General features: G+C 69.0%; 18 protein-coding genes. 1 reads left to right on the top strand and 17 read right to left on the bottom strand.

The features are described 5' to 3' along the window. Nucleotides 1–5 precede the first annotated feature (5 nt). Both AC07NS_RS13410 and AC07NS_RS13415 read right to left on the bottom strand, forming a co-directional pair. On the bottom strand, nt 6–1,592 hold the full coding sequence (locus tag AC07NS_RS13410) for a phytoene desaturase family protein (protein WP_494603932.1): 1,587 nt from the start codon (nt 1,590–1,592) through the stop codon (nt 6–8). Between the two features lie 11 nt (nt 1,593–1,603). Continuing rightward, nucleotides 1,604–2,410: an SDR family NAD(P)-dependent oxidoreductase gene (locus AC07NS_RS13415; protein WP_494603934.1), complete on the bottom strand. Its 807-nt coding sequence runs from the start codon at nt 2,408–2,410 to the stop codon at nt 1,604–1,606. Nucleotides 2,411–2,527: 117 nt separating this feature from the next. Between AC07NS_RS13415 and AC07NS_RS13420 the strand changes: the two genes are divergently transcribed. Beyond that, nucleotides 2,528–3,034, top strand: a complete 507-nt coding sequence (locus tag AC07NS_RS13420) for a winged helix-turn-helix transcriptional regulator (RefSeq protein WP_494603936.1) — start codon at nt 2,528–2,530, stop codon at nt 3,032–3,034. Nucleotides 3,035–3,210: 176 nt separating this feature from the next. Here AC07NS_RS13420 and AC07NS_RS13425 read toward each other — a convergent pair whose 3' ends face one another. The 15 genes from AC07NS_RS13425 to AC07NS_RS13495 all read right to left on the bottom strand — a co-directional run bounded on the left by AC07NS_RS13425 (nt 3,211) and on the right by AC07NS_RS13495 (nt 18,728). Continuing rightward, nucleotides 3,211–4,365 (bottom strand): alpha/beta hydrolase family protein, encoded by a 1,155-nt coding sequence (locus AC07NS_RS13425; RefSeq protein ID WP_494603937.1) that lies wholly within the window; start codon nt 4,363–4,365, stop codon nt 3,211–3,213. A 165-nt stretch (nt 4,366–4,530) separates the two neighbouring features. Then, nucleotides 4,531–6,816, bottom strand: a complete 2,286-nt coding sequence (locus tag AC07NS_RS13430) for a TonB-dependent receptor (RefSeq protein WP_494603939.1) — start codon at nt 6,814–6,816, stop codon at nt 4,531–4,533. A 173-nt stretch (nt 6,817–6,989) separates the two neighbouring features. Further along, on the bottom strand, nt 6,990–7,766 hold the full coding sequence (locus AC07NS_RS13435; protein ID WP_494603941.1) for an SDR family NAD(P)-dependent oxidoreductase: 777 nt from the start codon (nt 7,764–7,766) through the stop codon (nt 6,990–6,992). A 5-nt stretch (nt 7,767–7,771) separates the two neighbouring features. Beyond that, nucleotides 7,772–8,206 (bottom strand): VOC family protein, encoded by a 435-nt coding sequence (locus AC07NS_RS13440; RefSeq protein WP_494594307.1) that lies wholly within the window; start codon nt 8,204–8,206, stop codon nt 7,772–7,774. After that, nucleotides 8,206–9,450 carry an MFS transporter gene (locus AC07NS_RS13445; protein WP_494603943.1) on the bottom strand — a complete coding sequence of 415 codons (1,245 nt, stop codon included), beginning with the start codon at nt 9,448–9,450 and terminating at the stop codon, nt 8,206–8,208. Before AC07NS_RS13445 ends, AC07NS_RS13440 begins: the two co-directional genes overlap by 1 nt. 97 nt (nt 9,451–9,547) lie before the next feature. Further along, nucleotides 9,548–10,618, bottom strand: a complete 1,071-nt coding sequence (locus AC07NS_RS13450; RefSeq protein WP_494603944.1) for a VOC family protein — start codon at nt 10,616–10,618, stop codon at nt 9,548–9,550. Nucleotides 10,619–10,842: 224 nt separating this feature from the next. Next, complete coding sequence (locus AC07NS_RS13455; RefSeq protein WP_494603946.1) at nt 10,843–11,958, bottom strand: FAD-dependent oxidoreductase; 1,116 nt, start codon at nt 11,956–11,958, stop codon at nt 10,843–10,845. 41 nt (nt 11,959–11,999) lie between these two features. Beyond that, nucleotides 12,000–12,983 (bottom strand): fumarylacetoacetate hydrolase family protein, encoded by a 984-nt coding sequence (locus AC07NS_RS13460; RefSeq protein ID WP_494603948.1) that lies wholly within the window; start codon nt 12,981–12,983, stop codon nt 12,000–12,002. Nucleotides 12,984–12,999: 16 nt separating this feature from the next. Then, entirely contained in the window at nt 13,000–13,764 is a 765-nt protein-coding gene (locus AC07NS_RS13465; protein WP_494603950.1) for an SDR family NAD(P)-dependent oxidoreductase, read from the bottom strand. Between the two features lie 5 nt (nt 13,765–13,769). Next, a complete protein-coding gene (gene hisD, locus AC07NS_RS13470) occupies nt 13,770–15,095 on the bottom strand; it encodes a histidinol dehydrogenase (protein WP_494603952.1) in 1,326 nt (441 codons plus the stop codon). Between the two features lie 113 nt (nt 15,096–15,208). Further along, nucleotides 15,209–15,547: a putative quinol monooxygenase gene (locus tag AC07NS_RS13475; protein ID WP_494603954.1), complete on the bottom strand. Its 339-nt coding sequence runs from the start codon at nt 15,545–15,547 to the stop codon at nt 15,209–15,211. Next, nucleotides 15,544–16,482, bottom strand: a complete 939-nt coding sequence (locus AC07NS_RS13480; RefSeq protein WP_494603956.1) for an NAD-dependent epimerase/dehydratase family protein — start codon at nt 16,480–16,482, stop codon at nt 15,544–15,546. The genes AC07NS_RS13475 and AC07NS_RS13480 overlap by 4 nt, the downstream gene beginning before the upstream one ends. Nucleotides 16,483–16,489: 7 nt before the next feature. Further along, nucleotides 16,490–17,506: an SMP-30/gluconolactonase/LRE family protein gene (locus AC07NS_RS13485; RefSeq protein ID WP_494603958.1), complete on the bottom strand. Its 1,017-nt coding sequence runs from the start codon at nt 17,504–17,506 to the stop codon at nt 16,490–16,492. Between the two features lie 107 nt (nt 17,507–17,613). Continuing rightward, the gene (locus AC07NS_RS13490) at nt 17,614–18,570 is read right to left on the bottom strand and encodes a LysR family transcriptional regulator (RefSeq protein WP_110119399.1); all 957 of its coding nucleotides are present in this window, start codon (nt 18,568–18,570) and stop codon (nt 17,614–17,616) included. Further along, complete coding sequence (locus AC07NS_RS13495; protein WP_158285873.1) at nt 18,570–18,728, bottom strand: hypothetical protein; 159 nt, start codon at nt 18,726–18,728, stop codon at nt 18,570–18,572. The genes AC07NS_RS13490 and AC07NS_RS13495 overlap by 1 nt, the downstream gene beginning before the upstream one ends. Nucleotides 18,729–18,848: the final 120 nt, after the last annotated feature.

An 18,848-nucleotide genomic window follows, 5' to 3' on the forward strand; every position in this document is an offset into this window, starting at 1 on the left:
GGCGCTCACCGGCTCACGGTCTTGTCGAAGTCGATGGCGAGGTCGTCGAACATCTTGATCGCCGTGGCCCGGCCCGCGCCGTAGACGCCGCCGCCCGGATGCTGGAACGGCCCGACCAGATAGAGGCGGTCGACGCCCGGGACGGTGTAGTTCCCCAGATCCGGCGTCGGACGGTGGGCGACGGTCTGGTACATGAACGGCGCTGCGCCGTGCATGTCGCCGTTGACGAAGCTGTTGGGCGAGCTGCGCTCCATGTCGAGCGGCGACCAGTGGGTGGCGGCGATGATGTTGTCGGCCGTCAGGCTGGGCGTGAACTTCTGGTAGAAGCTGAGGTTCTTGGCCGCCACCTCGTCCTTGATCTCGTCCCAGCGCGCGGCACCGCCGTCGGCCAGGTCGTAGGGCGACATGGTGATGGCGTGCCAGATCCCCGCCCCGGGCGGGGCGCGGCTTGGGTCGGCGTGGGTCTCGTCGCCGCCGCCGGTCAGCGGCCGGGCCGGCAGGCGACGGCGGCGCAGGGCGTCGAAATCGTCGAGCAGGTCGTCCAGTCGATCGAAGGTGAAGTACTCCAGCATGGTCGCCGTCTGCACCTCGGGGCCGGCATAGAGGGTCGACTGCTTCTTCAGGTCGTAGTGGCTGACGAACAGGCTGAAGGTCGAGGTGTTGACCCGCTCGGCGCGCTTGAGCACCGGTTCGGCCACGCCCTCGACGAACTGGCGCAGGCGGTGGGGATGGATGGCGCCGATGACGCCGTCCTTGGCGAAGACCTGCTCGCCGTCGGAGAGCTCCAGGCCCGTGGCCTTGCCGCCCGAGACGATGACGCGCGAGACCTCGGCCTCGCAGCGGATCTCGGCGCCGTAGTGCTCCAGGCAGCGGACCAGCGCGTCGGTCAGGCCGCCGCTGCCGCCGACCGGCTGGGAGACGCCGTAGGTATGGATGATGCCGGGCATCAGGTAGATGCCCATGCCGGTGCCCAACTCGTCGGGCAACTGCAGGTTCTCGGTCACCAGCTTCAGCAGGTGGATCTTGACCCGGTCATTCTCGAAGGCGTTGTCGATGATGTCGAGCGAGCTGCGGCTCATGGCGTCGAGCATCTCGCGCCCTTCCTCGCTCTGGTCGAGCATGGCGATGAAGGCGCCCATCGGGAACGGCGGGGCGTACAGTCCCGACACGAACATGGGCAGCATCTGCATGCTGCGCAGGGCGAAGGCGCGATAGGTCTCGGCGTCCTTCTCGGAATATTTGGCGATCTGCTCGCAGGACCGGTCGAGATCCTTGTAGGTGATCAGAACCTGCTGGTCCTCGAAGATGCTGGCGTAGGGCACGTCCGAGTAGTTGTACTTCAGGCCGAACTTGCTGAAGAGGCCCAGCTCGTCATTGGTCAGCAGCGGGTTGCCCTGGATCATGATGTGGCAGGACGAGTGCAGGTCGTGGCGGTAGCCGGGCGAGTTGATCTCGCGCGTCACCACCCCGCCGCCGGGGAAAGGCTGGCGTTCGAGGATCAGCACCTTCTTGCCGGCCTTGGCCAGGTAGGCGGCGGTCGTCAGGCCATTGTGGCCCGCGCCCATGACGACGACGTCGTAAGTCTTGCTCATGTGATGGTTCCTTAGGCCCAGAGGCTCTGGAGGCGTTCGAAGCCGGGCACGTGGATGGCGGTGCCGCCGTCGACGACGAGGTTGTGGCCGGTGACGTAGCGGGCCTCGTCGGAGGCCAGGAAGGCGACGGCGGCGGCGATGTCGCGCGCTTCGCCGAGGTATGGGGTCAGGGTCTCGGCCTCGACTGCCTGGCGGTGGCTGTCGGGGATGTGGGCGGCCACGGCCGGCGTCAGGGTCAGGCCCGGCGAGACGGCGTTGCAGCGGATCCCCTTGCGGCCGTGCGAAGCGGCGATCGAGCGGGTCAGCTGCAGCACGGCGGCCTTGGAGGCCCCATAGGCCACCTGGACGATGTTGCCCTGCAGGCCAAGGTTCGAGGCGGTGTTGACGATCGAGCCGCCGCCGGCCGCGACCATGTGCGGGATCACGGCCTTGCACATCAGGGCCGTGCCGCGGACGTTGACCAGCAGGGCGCGGGTCCAGACCTGCGTCGAGGTGGTCTCGACGTCGCCGTCGGGGCCGGGGCTCATCTCGGGAGCCAGATCGGCGGCGTTGTTGTGCAGGATGTCGATACGGCCGAAGGCGGCCAGCGCGTCCTCGACGAGGGCGATCCCGTCGGCCTCGACGCCCAGGTCGGCCTGGAAGGCGATCGCCTCGCCGCCGGCGTCGCGCACGGCCTGGGCGGTGGCCTCGGCGGCCGCGAGCCGCAGATCGGCGACGGCGACGCGCGCGCCGCGGTCGGCCAGCAGCAGCGCGGTGGCGAGGCCAATGCCGCCGCCCGCGCCGGTGATGATGGCGGTCTTGTCCGCAAGGGAGCCCAAGGCTGTCTCCTCCTCTGGTCGGGCCCGTCTGCGCGGGCGTCGAAGGAGGGATAGGGCGAGGCGTTTTGCGCCGTAAGACGGCACATTATTGTTCCCATACTCGGGAGGATTCGCCGCATGACCGACCCACAGCCGCCGCGCGCCCTGGACGCCGTCCAGGCCGAGATCGGCCGTATCCTGAAGGTCGATTTCAAGGGCGAGGCGCTGGCCCAGGCGATCCGACCGCTGGCGGATCTGGCGGCCGACCAGGCGCGCAACGGCGGCGACCGCAGCGATCCCATGCGCGAAGTGTTCGCCCGGGTCGGCGACCGCTGGAGCCTGCTGCTGCTGTTGATCCTGCGCGGCGGGACCTTCCGCCACGCGACGCTGCGGCGGCTGGTCGGCGCGCTGTCGTGGGAGGGTGCGATCTCGCAGCGCATGCTGACCCTGCGCCTGCGGAGCCTGGAGCGCGACGGCCTGATCGGCCGCACGATCACACCCACGGTGCCGCCGCGGGTGGACTATGCGATCACGCCGCTAGGCGAAGGCCTGCTGGCCGAGGTCGAGCGGCTGATGGACTGGGTGCGCGCCCACAACGCGGCGATCCGCGCGGCGCGGGCGGCGTTCGACGCCGCCGAGGAGTAGCTCCTTCTCCCCTTGCGGGAGAAGGTGGCATCCGAAGGATGACGGATGAGGGGTCTCTCAAACATGAGACGCCTCGCCCGGCCCGACCGCTATCGCGGCTTTGAGGTCTGAGAGAACCCTCACCCGACCCCGCTCCGCGGGGCCACCCTCTCCCGCAAGGGGAGAGGGCATGAGTGCTACTTCATCGCCTCAAACGTCTCGGCCACCCAATCGGCGATCCAGTCGCGGGCGTTGGCGACGTTGTCGAGGCTGGAGTGCTCGACGCCCTGCTCGCGGGCGCCGAAGATCTTCAGCTCGCGCTTGGGGCTGGCCGTCAGTTGGTCGTAGCTCTGGTGGGCGTATTCCAGCGGGATCTGGCGGTCGTTCTCGCCGTGGGTGACGAGGAACGGCACGGCGATCTTTTCCATCACCCCGTTTAGCGTGACCTGCTCGGCGATGGCCATGAAATCGTCGACGCTCTCGCCGCCCCAGACCCAGCGCACGTGCTCCCAGTAGTGCGGCACCGGCATGTCGCCTTCGCGGGCCAGGCGGCGCTTCTGCATCTCGCCCCAATTGTGGTTGGCGCCCCAGACGACGCCGAGGGCGAAGCGCGGTTCGAAGGCCACCGCGCGGGGAGCGTAGTAGCCGCCCAGCGACACGCCGTGCATGCCGATGCGCTTGGGATCGACCTCGGGAACGGTCTCCAGCCAGTCGACCACCTTGGAGGCCCAACGCTCGGTGTCGAACACGGCCTTGAGGTCGTGCAGGCGCAGGGCCTCGCCCGTGCCCGGCTGGTCGATGATCAGCGAGGAGACCCCGCGCGCGGCCAGGGCGTCGGGCTCGCGGTTGAGGAAGAGCAGTTCCTTGACGCTGTCGAGGCCGTTGACCTGCACCAGGCACGGCGCGGGGCCGTCGACGCCTTGCGCCTGGACGAACAGACCGGCGATGATCCCGCCCTCGTAGGGAATCTCGACCCGGCGGCAGTTCTGGCGGCCGTATTCACAGCCCAGCGAAAAGGCTTCCAGCGCCCGGGCGTAGGTGGCGACGCGACGCACCGAGCCCCGGCTCTGCATGCGCTCGGCGGTGAAGTAGTAGAGGGCCGCGCGCAGCAGCTTGGGTCCCGCCGACAGCCGGCGACCGGCGGCCAGATCCTCATGGGCGAGATCCCACAGGGTGTCGGCCATGGCCGCCCAGCTTTCCATGAATTCGACGGTGCCGGCGTCCTCGCCGCGCGTGGCCGCCTCGCGGATCGGGCGGCACATGGCGTCGACCTCGCCGACCTGGCCGCCGGATTCCAGGGCGATGCAGACCGACAGGTTCCAGACGTAGTTGCCGGGGAAGTACTCGAACATCCTGAGGGTCTCCTGGTGGGTTCCAGCGGTCTTAAGCGGGCCGATGGAAACGGAAAAAGCGCTTGTGCCCATGGCCGCCATCGGCGGCGCCGATAGCTGCGGGGCCAAAGAAAAGGGACGCGCCGCCCCCACGCGACGCGCCCCCGCAAGTTCGATCGAGAGCGATCAGTACTTGGCCGACAACCGCACGCCCCAGGTGCGCGGGGCGCGCAGGACGCTGTAGGAGATCCCCGTCGTGAAGGGCTGGAGATAGGCGTCGGTGAAGACGGCCTCGTTGCCGACGTTGTGGACGTAGCCCGCCAGCGACCACTTCCCGCCAGGCGCGGCATAGGTGACGTCGAGATCGTGCATCCAGTAGGACGGCTGGCGCTCGTTGGGCACGTAGTCGATAGCCAGCCAGTAGGACGACGACCAAGTGGTGTGGGCCGAGGGCGTGATCGAGCCGCCGTTGGGCAGGTCGAAGCGGTGCTCGTAGCCCAGGTTGACCAGCCATTCGGGCGTGCGCGGCATGCGCTTGCCCGAGCAGTCCAGCGTGTAGTCGCCCGAGGTCTGGGTGGTCGTGGCGCAGCTGGTGATCGCCGCCGGCAGCGAGGCCGAGCGGGTGTAGCTGAACTCCTTGTAGGTCGCGTGCAGGTACTGGACGTTGGCCGTCAGCAGGTCGCGGGCGGTCAGCTTGAACTGGGTGTCCAGATCCACGCCGTAGATCTCGGCCTTGCCGGAGTTCTCGGTGATGTTGGTGAAGCCGGCGGGCGGATTGACGATCGGCCCCAGGTGGCTTTCCTGGTGGTCCTTGTAGTCCCAGTAGAAGACCTCGGCGTTGACCTGCAGGCGGCGATCGAGGAACCGGTTCTTGGACCCCACCGCATAGGCCGTCAGCTTTTCGGGCTCGTAGGTGTTGGGCGCCAGCGCGGCCCAGAAGCCGCCGGCCTTGGTGGCGGTGCTGACCGAGCCGTAGAGCAGCGAGTCCTTGGCCACGTCGTACTCGAAGCCCAGCTTCCAGTCGGTCGAGCGCCAGGTCTTGTCCCCGGCCACCGGGAAGATGCAGGTGTCGGTCGCCGTCGTGTCGCCCTCGTAGACATAGGTCGTCGAGAACGTGCCCTGGTTGGTCGCCGAGCAGTAGGTGGAGTTGGCGACGCTGGAGCTGGACACCCCGCCGACGGCCAGCGTGCCGTGCTGGGTCTTGGTTTCTTGCGTGTAGCGCAGGCCGGCGGTCAGGCGGAACGTTTCGCTGACGCTGTAGGTGCCTTGGCCGAAAGCGGCGTAGGAGGCGTCGGTCAGGCTGTCGAGCACGACGCGGTTCTTGTTGAAGGCGCCCTGGTTGACCGTGAAGTCGGTGCGCTGGTCTTCCTTGTAGGCGTAGAGGCCCGTCACCCACTTCAGCTGGCCCGCCTCGCCCGACAGCCGGGCTTCCAGCGAACGCTGGATCTGGTGGTCGTTGGGCGAGAAGTAGAAGCCGGGGCGATAGGTGACGTAGTCGGCGTCCTGGCGGGTCTGGTTGGCGATCACCGTCAGGTCGGCGAAACCCAGGCGCCAGTTCAACTCGCCGCCGAAGGCGTAGAACTTGTTGTTCACATAGCCGTCCGAGCCGATCGACGCGATCAGGGCCGAGGGCGGACCGGTGTTGGACAGCAGGTAGGCGTTGGCCGCCGCCGTGCTGGGACCCGTCCACGGATTGTCGGGATCGACCAGCGGCACGGGCACCGCGCCCGGCCCCTTGCCGCCGATCTGGGCGTAGCTGGCGCCCAGCAGCAGCGAGACGTCGTCGGTCGGCGCCCAGAGGGCCTTCACGCGGACCGCGTCGACATTGGCGTCGTCGTAGCCGTCCGACAGGTAGCCGTCGCGGCGCACGCTCTGGCCGGCGATCCGCAGGGCGAAGGTGTCGCTGACCGGCACGTTCAGATAGGCGTCGGCGCGCCGCAGATTGTAGTCGCCGACCTCCAGCGAGCCCCCCGCACCGAAGTCGAACTTCGGCTTGGCGGTGATGATGTTGACGGCGCCGCCAGTGGCGTTGCGGCCATAGAGGGTGCCTTGCGGGCCCTTCAGCACCTCGACCCGCTCGAGGTCGTAGAACACGCCCTCGGTGGCCGGCAGGCGGCCGATGTAGACGCCGTCCACGTTGAAGGCCACGGCCGGGTCGGCGTACATGTTGGTGCCGTAGGTGCCGGCCCCGCGGATGTAGATCTGGGTCGAGGGACCGCCCTGGCTGATCTGGATGCCGGGCGCCACGCGGTTGAGGTCCTGGGCCTGGACGACGGAGGCGCGCTCCAGTTGCTCGGCCCCGAGCGCGGTGACGTTCACCGCCGCCTTCTGGATGGTCTCGTTCTTGTGCTGGGCGGTGACGACCACCTCGCCCAGCTCGACGGTGTCGGCGGACTTCTGGTCCTGGGCCATGGCCGCGCCCGCGCTCAGCGCGGCGAGCATGGCGACCGACGTCAGCAGGCTGACTCGCATCTGCAATTCCCCTCGTTTCCTCGAGGCCGCCGCCCGCGTCTGACGCGCGGTGCGAAGCGGCCGATCCCTTTGCAGATCAAGGCTATGACGACCGTTGTTCGGCGACAAAGCGTTGCTCTGGATAGGCGCCATCGGCGCGGCGGATGGCCGCCGCGCCGGGCGCTCTCAGGCCCTCACCAGGCCGTCGCGCCGCCGTCGATGGCGTGGTCGGCGCCGGTGATCCAGCTGGACTCGTCGGACGCCAGGAAGGTCGCCAGCCAGGCCACGTCCTCGGGCTGGCCCAGGCGCTTGATCATCTTCTTGCGCAGGACCTGCGCCTCGAATTCCGGGTCGGCGACGACCGGCGCGGTGGCCGCCGTGACGATCAGGCCCGGCGAGATGGTGTTGGCGCGGATCCGGTGCGGTCCGCCCTCCATCGCCAGCTGCCGGGTCATGGCCAGCACCCCGCCTTTGCCAGCGCAGTGAGCCAGGGCGCCCGAACCCTGCAGGGCCTGGCGGGCGTTGGCCGAAGCGAAGTTGACGATCGATCCGCCGCCCCGCGCCACCAGGTGCGGCCAGGCCGCCTTGCAGGCCAGGAAGACGATGTCGAGCTCGCCGGTCATGGTCCTGCGCCAGTCGGCATAGGTCATGTCGTCGATGAAGGCGAAGACGCCCATGGCGGCGGCGTTGACCAGGATGTCGATCCCGCCGTGCAGGGCGACGGCCTTGTCGATCAGCGCCTGGGCGCCGGCCTCGGTGGTCAGATCGCAGGGGTGGAGGCTGTCGAAGACGAGACCCTCGGCCTTGGCCTCCTCGGCCGTGGCTTGGGCGGCGACGGCGTCGATGTCGCAGCCGACGACGCGCGCGCCGTGGCGGGCGAACATCAGGCCCACGCCCTTGCCGATGCCAGCGCCCGTGCCGGTGACGACCGCGACCTTGCCGGCCAGGCGGTTGGAGAGAAGCGTGCTCATGTGGCTCAGAGGCTCCCGGCTTCCCCGGCGGGGATCGGCCCCTCCACGAACTCGATCAGGTTGCCGGCGAGATCGCGGATGAAGCAGGCCGAGCCGTGCGGCATGGTCTTGACCCAGACGATGTCGGCCCCGCGCTGCTTCAGCTCCTCCGACAGGGCGACGACGTCGTTGGCGACGAAAGCCACGTGCTTGTTGCCGTGGGTGTGGACGTCGCGATCGGGGATGCGGCGATCCTCGGGCAACGGCGCGGCGTTCGGCACCTCGAACAACTCGATCCGCAAGGCCCCGTTGGCGATCATCGCCACCTGGGCGGGGATGGTCGGGATCGGGAACCGGCGCTCGACCTTGAAGCCGAGCACGCGATCATACCATTCGACGGCGGCGTCGAGGTCGGGGACGCTGACGCCCCCGTGGTGGAAGCCGTACTTGAACTGGCTCATCAGAGGCTCACCTGGGCGATGGATTGCGGCTTGCCGCCCTTGGCCGCCAGCATGGCGATCAGGGTCAGGACGGCGGCGACGAGGCTGGCCGCTCCGATCACCTGGAAGGTCGGCAGAATGCCGCCCACCGACTTGCCGATCAGCGGCACCAAGAGGCCGCACACAAACTGCCCCAGGGCGAAGGTCGATTGCCACACGCCCATGCCGCGCGCTCGTACAGCGAACGGCAGGCCGCGGGTAGCCCAGGTCAGCATGGTCGGCAGGATCATGCCGCCGCCGATCTGGTTGAGGGCCGAGGCGGCCACGAAGGTCGTCTCGTTGGGCGCATGGGACATCAGGATGAAGCCGACGCCCAGCAGGGCGAACTCCAGCAGCATCAGGCCCCGAAGCGGCAGGCGCGGCGACAGGATCCAGAACGACAGGGTGCCCAGCGGCACGGCCAGGCTGGCGATGGCGGTCAGCAGGCCGATGCGGGCCGGATCCTTCACGCCCAGCGCGAACAGCGCCGTGCTGAGCTGGATCTGCACCGTGTAGAACATGGTGGCGGCGAACAGGGTGACGGCGCAGACGCCGAGCATGAACTTCCACGGGAAGCCGGCCCAGCTGAGCGACGGGCGTTGTGCCTCCTCGCCCTCCCCTTCGCCGGCCGCCTCGTCGCGCGAGGGCTCCCAGGTGAAGGCGATCACGCCGACCATCAGCACCAGCGGGAACAGATAGACCAGGAACGGTCCGTGCCAGCCAAAACGGCCGGCCGCGCCGCCGATCATGAGGAACAGCACGGCCGACACCGAGGCGGTGCCCGCCTGGGCGGCCAGCCAGCGGTCGCGGGTCTCGCCCCGGAAAAGGTCGGCGATCAGGGTGGTCGACAAGGTCATGACCACGGCCTCCATGATCCCCACCACCACGCGAGTGGCCAGGATCGCCCACAGGTCGCGCAGGAAGAACGGGGCGACGCCAAAGGCGGCGTAGATCGCCATCGACCAGATCAGCAGCCGCCGGCGGCCCACCGAGTCGCCCAGCATCCCCGCCAGCGGCGAGAACAGGGCGATGCACAGCGAGGGCATGGTGACCACCATCGGCGCCAGGAACTCGATGCCCGGCACATGGGCGAAAGCCTGCATCAGCTGCGGGATGATCGGGGCCACCAGCAGCGCCCCCATCACCGAAAGCGTCACGGGCAGAAGCAGGCTGAGGCCCTGTACGGGCCCGGCCCGCCGGGCGGCTGGGGCGGAAGACGTGGTCACTGACTGTCCCTCTCTAATCTTTTTCTTTTCGCGAGCCCGTCATTGTCTCTGGAGCGCGACACTCGCCGGAACCGTTGTCGGCCCAGGCTGTCGCGCTCTAAATCGCGTGCTCGTCTTCCTCAGTTAGCGTGTCGAGCTTGTCCGGAAGATTTCCGTTTTTGTCACCGCCGCCCCCGGGGCGTCGGAAAGGTTCGAGCGAGCGACGGTCGGCGTCGAACTGCATGTCCCAGGCGACCTCGCCCTCCCAGAAGCTGGGGGTCTTGGTCGCCCACAGCAGCGAGCCGAACTTCCAGTCCCAGACGCGCGGAACCCAGTTGTCGTCGAGATAGTCGGTGTCGACGTGGTACTCGGCCTCGCCGCCGTTCGGGTTGTCGAAGTAGTAGTAGATGGCCGACGAGATGCGGTGGCGCGACAGGCCGCCGGAACTGTTCTGGCTGGTGTTGGTCCAGCCCTTCTGCTGCATCTGGTTCACGCCCAGCATCAGCTCGTCGATGTCCTCCAGGCCGAAGGCGATGTGCATGAAGCCCGGATCGTCGGGGGCCACCGGCAGGGCCGTCGAGACGAAGAAGATGCTGTGGTGCTCGTGGGTCCCATCGGCGCGGGCGAAAGCCCCGGCGCCGCGCGAATGGTCGGTGTAGCGGAAGCCCAGGCGCTCGATGAAGAACTCCAGGCTGGCCACGTAGTCGTGCACGAAGAAGACCACGTGGTTGATGGTCTTGGGCAGGCAGCGCCGGCGCCATTTGCGATGCAGGTTCAGGCGCTGGATGTTCCCCGGCGCGTTGACCGCGTCCGGCTGCGAGACGACCTGGCGTTTGTTCCAGACCTTCAGGCCGATCGGCATGCCGTCGTCGCAAAAGAAGTGGGCCGCCCCGTCGGCGTCGAAGCTGATCTCGCGGTCGCGCGACAGGTCGGCGACCAGGGCGTCGAAGGACTCCTGGGTGTCCACGCCCCAGATGGTCTCCTGCATGCCGACCTTGCCGGCATAGGTCGCGGGCGAGCGCGGGTCGCCGCGGCGGCGGACCACGATCTTCGACCCGCTGGCCACCTCGAACACGCTCTCGTCATCGGTCCGCGACAGCGGCGTCAGGCCGAAGTCCGTCCAGAACCGCGTACAGAGCTCAAGATCGTCCACGCCGAAAATCGCGCTCTCGACACCCAGAATCGCCATGCCCTACTCCGTGAACGGGTCCGGACGCGGCGCCCTGCGCCTTGCCGTCCTCCCCGCTGGCTTCTTGTTCTCCCTGCGAACAGACCACCCGGGCGCGGCGGCGAGAAATCCATTGTTCGGATTGGAGGTATCGCGGCGGCCGGGCCTCGCGGGACGTTCCAAAAGAAGCGCCCGCCCGGCGGGATCGCCGGGCGGGCCAGGTCGGAGACGACGCGTCAAAAGGGTCAGATGGCCTGACGCAACGCCGTGATCGAGGCGGCCATCAGGGTGTTGTGCTCCTGCGGCGAGCCGCCGGTCATCTCCAGCTCGCCAAGGCGCACGGAGTTCTCGACCACCATGCGGCAGCGGTCGAAGCGGCGGCCGGTGAAGCGTTCGAGCGCGGCCTCGACCTCGCCGCCGCGCGCCAGTTCCTCCGCCAGCACCACGGCGTCCTCCACCGCCATGCCGGCGCCGGAGGCCAGGTGCGGAGTGGTGGCGTGCACGGCGTCGCCGATCAGCACCACCCTGCCGACATTCCAGGGCGGCGGCTGCAGCAGAATCTTCAAGGGCCGGTAGTTGATGGTCGGATTGGCCAGCACCCCTTCCCGGATTCCCGGCACGATGCCGCCGAAACCGTCCATCAGAGCGTGCAGCCGCGCCGGCTGGTCGGCCAGGTCGATCCACGGATCGTCGGGCGTATGCTCCAGCAGGAACATGTACATGTGCGTGGGCGAGACGGGGTTGAAGCCGATCTTCCTGTCCCCGCCCATGTAGAAGTGCGAACGGTCGAAGCCCGGCGGACGTTCGGCCAACAGCCGCCAGCAGGCCTGGCCGGTGAAGCGCGGCTCGGGCGCGTCGGGGAAGATCGCCTTGCGGGTGGTCGAGAAGATGCCGTCGGCGCCGATGACGAGATCGTAGGTCCGGTTCTCGCCGTCGCTGGTGGCGACCTCGACGGCGTCATCAGCCTGATGCAGCGCCTCGACCGTGACGCCCAGGCGGACATCGACGCCGGCCTGGCGGGTCGTCTCCGACAGCACCGCGTGCAGCACCGGGCGCATGACGCCGCCGGTGGCGGGGATGCCTTCCTCGACCGGGGTGGTCGAAAGGTCGGCGATGAACTCGCCGGTCTTGGAAAAGACCGTGCCGCCGCTCCACGACGCGCCCTGGGCCAGCACCGCGTCTAGCACGCCGACGGCGCGCAGGGCCCGCAAGGTCGGGCCGGTGATCGTGATGCCGGCGCCGTAGACCCGCCAGGCCGGATCCATCTCGACCAGATCGACCGCCGCCCCGCCCCGCCGCAGCAGGATCGCCGCCGACATGCCGGCGATGCCGCCGCCGATCACCAGAACCTTGCCGACCATTTCCTCGACCCTTTTACGCTTCTTGTTGTTGCGGGAAGTCTTCAGGCTCTCGCCCGGACCGCCTTCTGTTCAATGGCTCCGAACACCGAAGCGCCCGCCTCGTCCAGCACCTCGATGCGGACGGTGTCGCCAAAGCGCATGAAGCCCGTCTTGGGCTCGCCGTGCTGGATCACCTCCCAGCCGCGCCGCTCGGCGATGCAGGCCGAGCCGACCTTGTCGGGCGCGCCCTCCGAGACGGTGCCGAAGCCGACGATTGTCCCGGCCTTGAGAGCGCGGGTGCGGGCGGCGTGGACGATGAGCTTGGCGTAGGTGAAGTCCATGGCCGCGCCGCTAGGCCGGCCGAACGGCTGGCCGTTCCAAGCCACCTGCACCGGCAGCTCCACGCGGCCGTTGGCCCAGGCGGGGCCGAGTTCGTCAGGCGTCACTGCGACCGGCGCGAAGGCGGTGGCGGGCTTGGCGTGGATGGGGCCGAAGCCGCGCATCATCTCGAAGCGCTGCAAGGCGCGCAGGCTCCAGTCGTTGGCCAGCAGCACGAGCCGCACCGCGACCTGCGCTTCATCGTCGGTAGCGCCAATCGGCACGTCGCCGGTGACGACCGCATATTCAGCCTCGAAGTCGATGCCGTCGGCCTCGTCGACGAACGGCGCGTCCTGCGTGGGCGCCAGGAAGGCGTCGGAGCCGCCCTGGTACATGATCGGCACGACGTCGGCCTGGGGGATCGGCGGGATGCCGAACGCCTTGTCCAGCAAGCGGCCGTGGGCCAGGAACGACGAGCCGTCCAGCCACTGATAGGCGCGCGGCAGCGGCGACAGGGCCTCGTGCGGATCGAAGGCGAAGGCGCCCTGCGTGGTCCCGGCGTTGAGGGCGTCGGACTGGGCCTGGAGCCCGGACGCGACCTCGTCCCAGCGGTCGAGCGCGCCTTGGAGGGTCAGGGCGGGCTGCGCGAAGACAGCCGTCCTCAGGTCGCGGGAGACGACGACCAGGCGGCCGTCGAACGTGTCGGACTTCAGGGTGGCGAGCTTCATGCTAGGATCCTTGAATTCAATCGGCCGTCCAGCCGCCATCCACCACCAGCGAGGAGCCGGTCATCAGGGCCGAGGCGTCGGAGGCGAGGAAGACGACGGCGCCCATCAGGTCCTCGACCTGGCCCAGGCGGCCGAGCTTGATCTTGGCCAGCACGCTCTGGAGGAACGCCGGGTCCTCGAAGAACGGGCGGGTCAGCGGCGTCTCGATGAAGGTCGGGGCGATGGTGTTGACCCGGATCCCGTGCGGGGCCAGGTCCAGCGCCATGGCCTTGGACAGGCCCTCCAGCGCCCATTTCGATGCGCAGTAGAGCGTGCGGTTGGGACCGCCGACATGGCCCATCTGCGAGGTCATGTGGATGATCGAGCCCTTGGCGCCCTGCTCCACCATCCGCCCGGCGACGGCCTGGGCGACGAAGAAGGCGGCCTTGAGATTGAGGTCGAGCACGGCGTCGTAGTCGTCAACGCTGACCTCGCCGAACGGCTTGGGGCGGTTGGTCCCGGCGTTGTTGACCAGGATGTCGAAGGCTGGACGGCTAGCGATGGCGGCCTTCACCGCCGCGACGTCGCCGACGTCCAGCACCAGAGCCTCGGCCACCCCACCCTGCTCGCGGATCGCTTCGGCGGCCGCCTCGATCTCGCCGGCGCTGCGAGCCACCAGCGTGACGTGCGCCCCGGCGTCGGCCAGGGCCGCGGCGGCGGCGAGACCGATGCCTCGCCCCGCCCCGGTCACCAGGGCCCAGCGGCCGTCCAGCCGGAACGACGGCGTGCGCGGCAACTCCATCGCCCCTATTCCGCCGCCAGCACGGGCGAGGCCGCGCCCGCATAGGGCACCTCGCGATGGCCGTAGCGGCGCACGCGGATGTTGGCCTGCTCGCCATGGCCGGCGAAGCCTTCCAGAGCGCACAGCCGCGAGCAGTACTCGCCGACCAGGGCCGAGGCCTCGTCGGTCAGCACCTTCTGATAGGTGCAGGTCTTGATGAACTTGCCCACCCACAGGCCGCCCGTGTAGCGGGCCGCCAGCTTGGTCGGCAGGGTGTGGTTGGTGCCGATCACCTTGTCGCCGAACGACACATTGGTGCGCGGCCCCAGGAACAGCGCCCCGTAGTTGGTCATGTGCTTGAGGAAATAGTCCGGATCGGCCGTCATCACCTGCACGTGCTCGGAGGCGATGCGGTCGGCGATCTCGACCATCTCCTCGTCGCTGTCGGCCAGGATCACCTGGCCGAAGCTCTCCCAGGCCCGGCGGGCGATGGCGGCGGTCGGCAGGATCTCAAGCAGCTTCTCGACCCAGAAGAGGGTGTCTTCGGCGAGCTTTTGCGACGTGGTCAGCAGGATGGCCGGGCTGTCGGGGCCGTGCTCGGCCTGGCCCAAAAGGTCGGTGGCGCAGAGCTCGCCGTCCACCGTGTCGTCGGCGATCACGAGGGTCTCGGTGGGGCCGGCGAAGAGGTCGATGCCGACCCGGCCGAACAGCTGGCGCTTGGCCTCGGCGACATAGGCGTTGCCAGGACCAACCAGCATGTCGACCGGCGCGATCGTCTGGGTGCCCAGGGCCATGGCCGCCACGGCCTGCACCCCGCCCAGGGTGTAGATCTCGTCGGCGCCGGCCATGGCTTGCGCCGCGACGATGGCCGGGGCCGGCTTGCCGCCGAACGGCGGGGCGCAGGTCACCACCCGCGCCACCCCCGCCACCTTGGCCGTCAGCACCGACATGTGGGCCGAGGCCAGCAGCGGATACTTGCCGCCCGGCACGTAGCAGCCGGCGGCGTTCACCGGCAGGTTCTTGTGGCCCAGGATCACGCCGGGCAGGGTCTCGACCTCGACGTCCTTGAGGCTATCGCGCTGGATCTGGGCGAAGTTCCTGACCTGGGTCTGGGCGAACTCGATGTCCTTCAGGTCGCGATCCGACAGCTGGTCCATGCAGGCCTGGATCTCGGCCGGCGACAGGCGGTAGCTCTCGCGGTCCCAGCCGTCGAACTTCGTCGACAGTTCGCGCACCGCCGCATCGCCCCGCGCCGCAACGTCGGCGAGGATCCCCTCCACCGTCTCGCGCACCGCACGGTCCGCCGCCGCCACAACGCCCGCGTCCGCACCGCTCTTCAACCACTTCGCCATGGCGTATTCCTCGTCCTGAATGTCTTGGTCGGCCAAGCCGTTGACGATGCTGGTAGGACCCGCCGGAGCCGGCGGCAAAACGTCTTTATCGTGGGCAGGTATCGCCCCCGCCGTCAGCCGCCGAAGACCCCATCGACGCCGACGTTTCCCGCCCCGACATCCAGCGGCGCGAGCGCGGTGACGGTGATCGGCCAGGCCAGCAGCGGGACGATGTCGCGACGATAGTCGGCGAAATAGCCGGCCACGCGATGGGCCTCGAGCGCGGCCTGATCGTCATAGACCTCGTGCAGCAGGAAGCCGGTCTCGGTGCGGAAGAGGTCGTAGCGGCGGCAGCCGGGTTCGGCGCGGGTGAAGCCGACCATCCGCCGCAGCACCGCCTCGACCTGCGGGGCTTGGCCGGGCAGCGGCGCGAAGGCGGCCTGGATCGCGATGCGGGTCTCCATCGGGCTCATGACGCGCCGATCCCGCGCAGGGCCGCGGCGACGAAGGCCTCGGTGGAGCCGTCATGAGCGAAGCCGGCCGCCTGCGCGGCGGCGGCGGTCAGCGGCGGCAGGCGGCCGAACTGGGCCTCCAGCGGCGCGTCGGGAACATAGCTCACCAGCGCCGGATCGGCCCCGGTGCGGGAGACGATGGCGTCGACCATCTCGCCGAAGACGAGATGCAGGGCCGGCAAGGTCACGGCTCGGGTGGTCGGCATGGCCGCGCCGTCCAGGCCAGCGGCGTGGACGAGATTGGCCGCGCAGCGCTCGACCGACATCGCCCAGATCGTCGCCTCGCGCGACACCGGAACCGTGAACGGCTTGCCTGCGGCCAGGGCGTGGAACACCTCGCTCATGAAGGCCGACTTCATGCCGCTCGGGCCGAGGGGTCGAGCGAGGATCCCAGGCAGGCGCACGCTGACCGCATCGAGCGTTCCGCGCCGGGTCAGGTCGGCCAGGGCGATCTCGACCATCAGCTTGTGGGCGCCGTAGGTCATGGCAGGCGACAGCGGGGTGTCGTCATCGACCTGGTCGGGCAAGGGCGCGCCGAACACGGCGATGGTGCTGGTAAAGACCACACGGGGGACGTTGCCGTGCGCCGCCACGGCCTCGATCAGGTCGAGCGTGGCGTCGAGATTGATCCGCCGCGACAGGGCCGGGTCCTGCTCGGCCGTGCCGCCCATGACCCCGGCCAGATGAAAGAGGACGTCCGCCCCCTGCCCCGTCGCCCGGGCGCGGATGGCGGCATCGGCGAGATCGCCCTCGACCAGCTCGGCGTCCGGGCCGGCGAGGCCGGCCGGCAGGCGCGTATCGAGCAGGACGAGGCGGTCGAAGCGGCCCTGCGCCCGCAGCTGCCTGACGAGTTCCTGGCCGACGAAACCGCCTGCCCCGGTGATGATCGCTCTCATGCCGCCCTCACCAGTAGATCAGCGGCTGGCCCGCGACGGGGCTCTGGAAGAACGGGATGGTCGAGCCGCGCAGGGATCCCAGATAGACCGTCTTCAGGTCGGGTCCGCCGAAGGTCAGGCTGGCCATCCACGGCGCCAGGGTTCCGGTCGCGCCAGCCATCAGTTCGGGCGTCACCCGCCCCTCCTGCCAGGCCTTGTCGAGCGCCGCCGTGCCGGCCGGATCGCCGTCGTCGAGCAGGGTGACGAGGTCGCCTTCCGGGGTGATGGCGATCAGGCGGTCGGCCATGATCAGGGTGCTCCAGAGATTGCCGTAGGCGTCGAAGGCGATGCCGTCGCAGAAGCCGCCGACATTGCTGGGGCCGAAGGTCTCGCGATGGCTCAGTTCGCCGTCGGCCTCGACCTTGAAGCGGGTGATCTTCCGGGCCGTGGTCTCAGCGACATAGAGCCACTCTTCCTTCGGATCGAAGCGCAGTTCGTTGGTCCCGCACAGGCCGTCGGCGACGATGCGCACGCCGCGCTCGTCGATCAGGGCGATGTAGCCGTCGGTGCTCATGGTCTCGACGTGCCGGGTCCAGGGCACCATCTGGGTCGTCACCGTCAGCCAGAGGCGGCCCTTGCTGTCGCGGGTGACGAAGTTGGCCTTGCCCAGCGGCCGGCCCTCGATGTTGTCGAGGATGACGCTGCTCTTGCCGTCGCGGGTCATGCGCTCCAGGCGGTCGGTCCCGAAATTGGCGATCAGGAAGTCGCCGTTGGAGTCGAAGGTCAGGCCGTTGGGCAGCGAGCCCTGGGTGTTGACGAAGCGGTCCTCGAACGAGCCGCCGCCCAGCTCCTCGGGCTGCGCCTGGGAGACGATGGTCTGGGCGCCGTCGGGATCGATGCGCACCACCCCGCCCCGGGCGTCGGCCGACCACAGGGTGCCGTCGCGCTCGGCCAGAATGCATTCGGGCCGTTGCAGGTCCTTGCCGACGAAGCCGATGGCGGCGCGATCGACGCGCCAGTCGCGAAGGGGATTGTCGGGACGCAAGGCGAACTCCTGAGGCTTGGGCGCAAGGCCGCGGACGGCGCGAGCATAGGCGCGCCGTTGGAGACGGCTCGGCGTTTGTGTGGATAGGTCCTATCGGCGCGGCGCGCTCAGGCGCCGGCGATCTCGTCCTCGGCGAGCGCCAGGGCGGGACGCTCCAGCGACGGATGGCCGGCGTGACGCTTGAGCTGCTCGATCAGCCAGCGCAGGGCCAGGTCCTGGCTGCTGGAGCGGTGCCACTGGATCGACTGGCGGATGGGCGGGATGTCGACCGGCGACTCGTGGATCACCAGCGGCAGGTGCTTGGCGGCCTGCTCGGCCAGCCGCCGCTGCACAGTGGCGATGCGATTGGTGCCGACCACCAGGCCCGGCACCGCCGTGAACGACGGCGCGACGATCTCGATCCGGCGACGCACCTGCTGGGTCTGGAGGAAATATTCCTCGAAGGCCGGCAGGCGGGCCTTGCCGAACTGCACCGAGACGTGGCCGAGGCCGAAATAGAGCGTGCGGTCGAGCTTTTCCTTGATCTCGGTGTTGCCGCTCCAGGCGACGACCACGTAGTCGTCCTCGAAGAACCGGCTCTTGGGATGGTTCTCGCTGAGGGCGTGGTCGAGGGTGATCAGGAGATCGATCTCGCGACGCTCCAGGTGCTCGCCGGGCCGGTCGTCGAGCTGGACGAGCTCGACGGTGATGTCCGGGGCCTGCTGCGAGATCGCCTGCAGGGCGCCCGACAGCATCACCGCCAGGGCGTAGTCCGAGGCCGTGACCGTGAACTTGCGGTCGGAGGTGGCCGGATCGAAGCTCGGCTTGGTGGTGATGGTCGACTTGATCTGCAGCAGCACGCCGCGCACCGGCTCGGCCAGGGCCTCGCCGCGCGGGGTCAGCACCATCTTGCGACCGGTGTTGACCAGCAGTTCGTCGCCGAAGAAGTCGCGAAGGCGTCCAAGCGCGCCGCTCATCGCCGACTGGGACAGGCACAGGCGCTCGGCGGCGGCCGAGACGTTGCGCTCGTCCAGCAGGGCGTCCAGGGCCACGAGGAGGTTGAGGTCGAGCCGCTCGAAACGCATCAGGCCGCCTCGTCTTCGCTGGCTTCGGGGCTGAATCGCACCGGCACGAACCAGTGGTCGTAGGCGATCGGATAGATCATCGCGGAAACGGACGCTGTGTCCGTCGCGGGAACGGGCGCGGCCAGCATAGCCAGGGCGCGCCAGATGAACTGCGCCATATGATGTTCCTCCCTAAGCCGGTCTGCCGCCAGCTTTGGTATCGACGCTATCGATACCCCCTCCATCGCCCAAATCGAAAGAACGGATTGCAGCTATCGGCGCGACCGATACCCTTTGCC

Source organism: Caulobacter sp. GW821-FHT10A10 (assembly GCF_059415745.1).

Bases quoted from the DNA above. Each gene is read 5' to 3' on its own strand.
- AC07NS_RS13455 (WP_494603946.1), bottom strand. From the start codon at position 11,958: ATGGTCGGCAAGGTTCTGGTGATCGGCGGCGGCATCGCCGGCATGTCG.
- AC07NS_RS13435 (WP_494603941.1), bottom strand. From the start codon at position 7,766: ATGAGCACGCTTCTCTCCAACCGCCTGGCCGGCAAGGTCGCGGTCGTC.
- AC07NS_RS13490 (WP_110119399.1), bottom strand. From the start codon at position 18,570: ATGCGTTTCGAGCGGCTCGACCTCAACCTCCTCGTGGCCCTGGACGCC.
- AC07NS_RS13450 (WP_494603944.1), bottom strand. From the start codon at position 10,618: ATGGCGATTCTGGGTGTCGAGAGCGCGATTTTCGGCGTGGACGATCTT.
- AC07NS_RS13440 (WP_494594307.1), bottom strand. From the start codon at position 8,206: ATGAGCCAGTTCAAGTACGGCTTCCACCACGGGGGCGTCAGCGTCCCC.
- AC07NS_RS13430 (WP_494603939.1), bottom strand. From the start codon at position 6,816: ATGCGAGTCAGCCTGCTGACGTCGGTCGCCATGCTCGCCGCGCTGAGC.
- AC07NS_RS13460 (WP_494603948.1), bottom strand. From the start codon at position 12,983: ATGAAGCTCGCCACCCTGAAGTCCGACACGTTCGACGGCCGCCTGGTC.
- AC07NS_RS13420 (WP_494603936.1), top strand. From the start codon at position 2,528: ATGACCGACCCACAGCCGCCGCGCGCCCTGGACGCCGTCCAGGCCGAG.
- AC07NS_RS13475 (WP_494603954.1), bottom strand. From the start codon at position 15,547: ATGAGCCCGATGGAGACCCGCATCGCGATCCAGGCCGCCTTCGCGCCG.
- AC07NS_RS13465 (WP_494603950.1), bottom strand. From the start codon at position 13,764: ATGGAGTTGCCGCGCACGCCGTCGTTCCGGCTGGACGGCCGCTGGGCC.
- AC07NS_RS13410 (WP_494603932.1), bottom strand. From the start codon at position 1,592: ATGAGCAAGACTTACGACGTCGTCGTCATGGGCGCGGGCCACAATGGC.
- AC07NS_RS13495 (WP_158285873.1), bottom strand. From the start codon at position 18,728: ATGGCGCAGTTCATCTGGCGCGCCCTGGCTATGCTGGCCGCGCCCGTT.
- hisD (WP_494603952.1), bottom strand. From the start codon at position 15,095: ATGGCGAAGTGGTTGAAGAGCGGTGCGGACGCGGGCGTTGTGGCGGCG.
- AC07NS_RS13425 (WP_494603937.1), bottom strand. From the start codon at position 4,365: ATGTTCGAGTACTTCCCCGGCAACTACGTCTGGAACCTGTCGGTCTGC.
- AC07NS_RS13480 (WP_494603956.1), bottom strand. From the start codon at position 16,482: ATGAGAGCGATCATCACCGGGGCAGGCGGTTTCGTCGGCCAGGAACTC.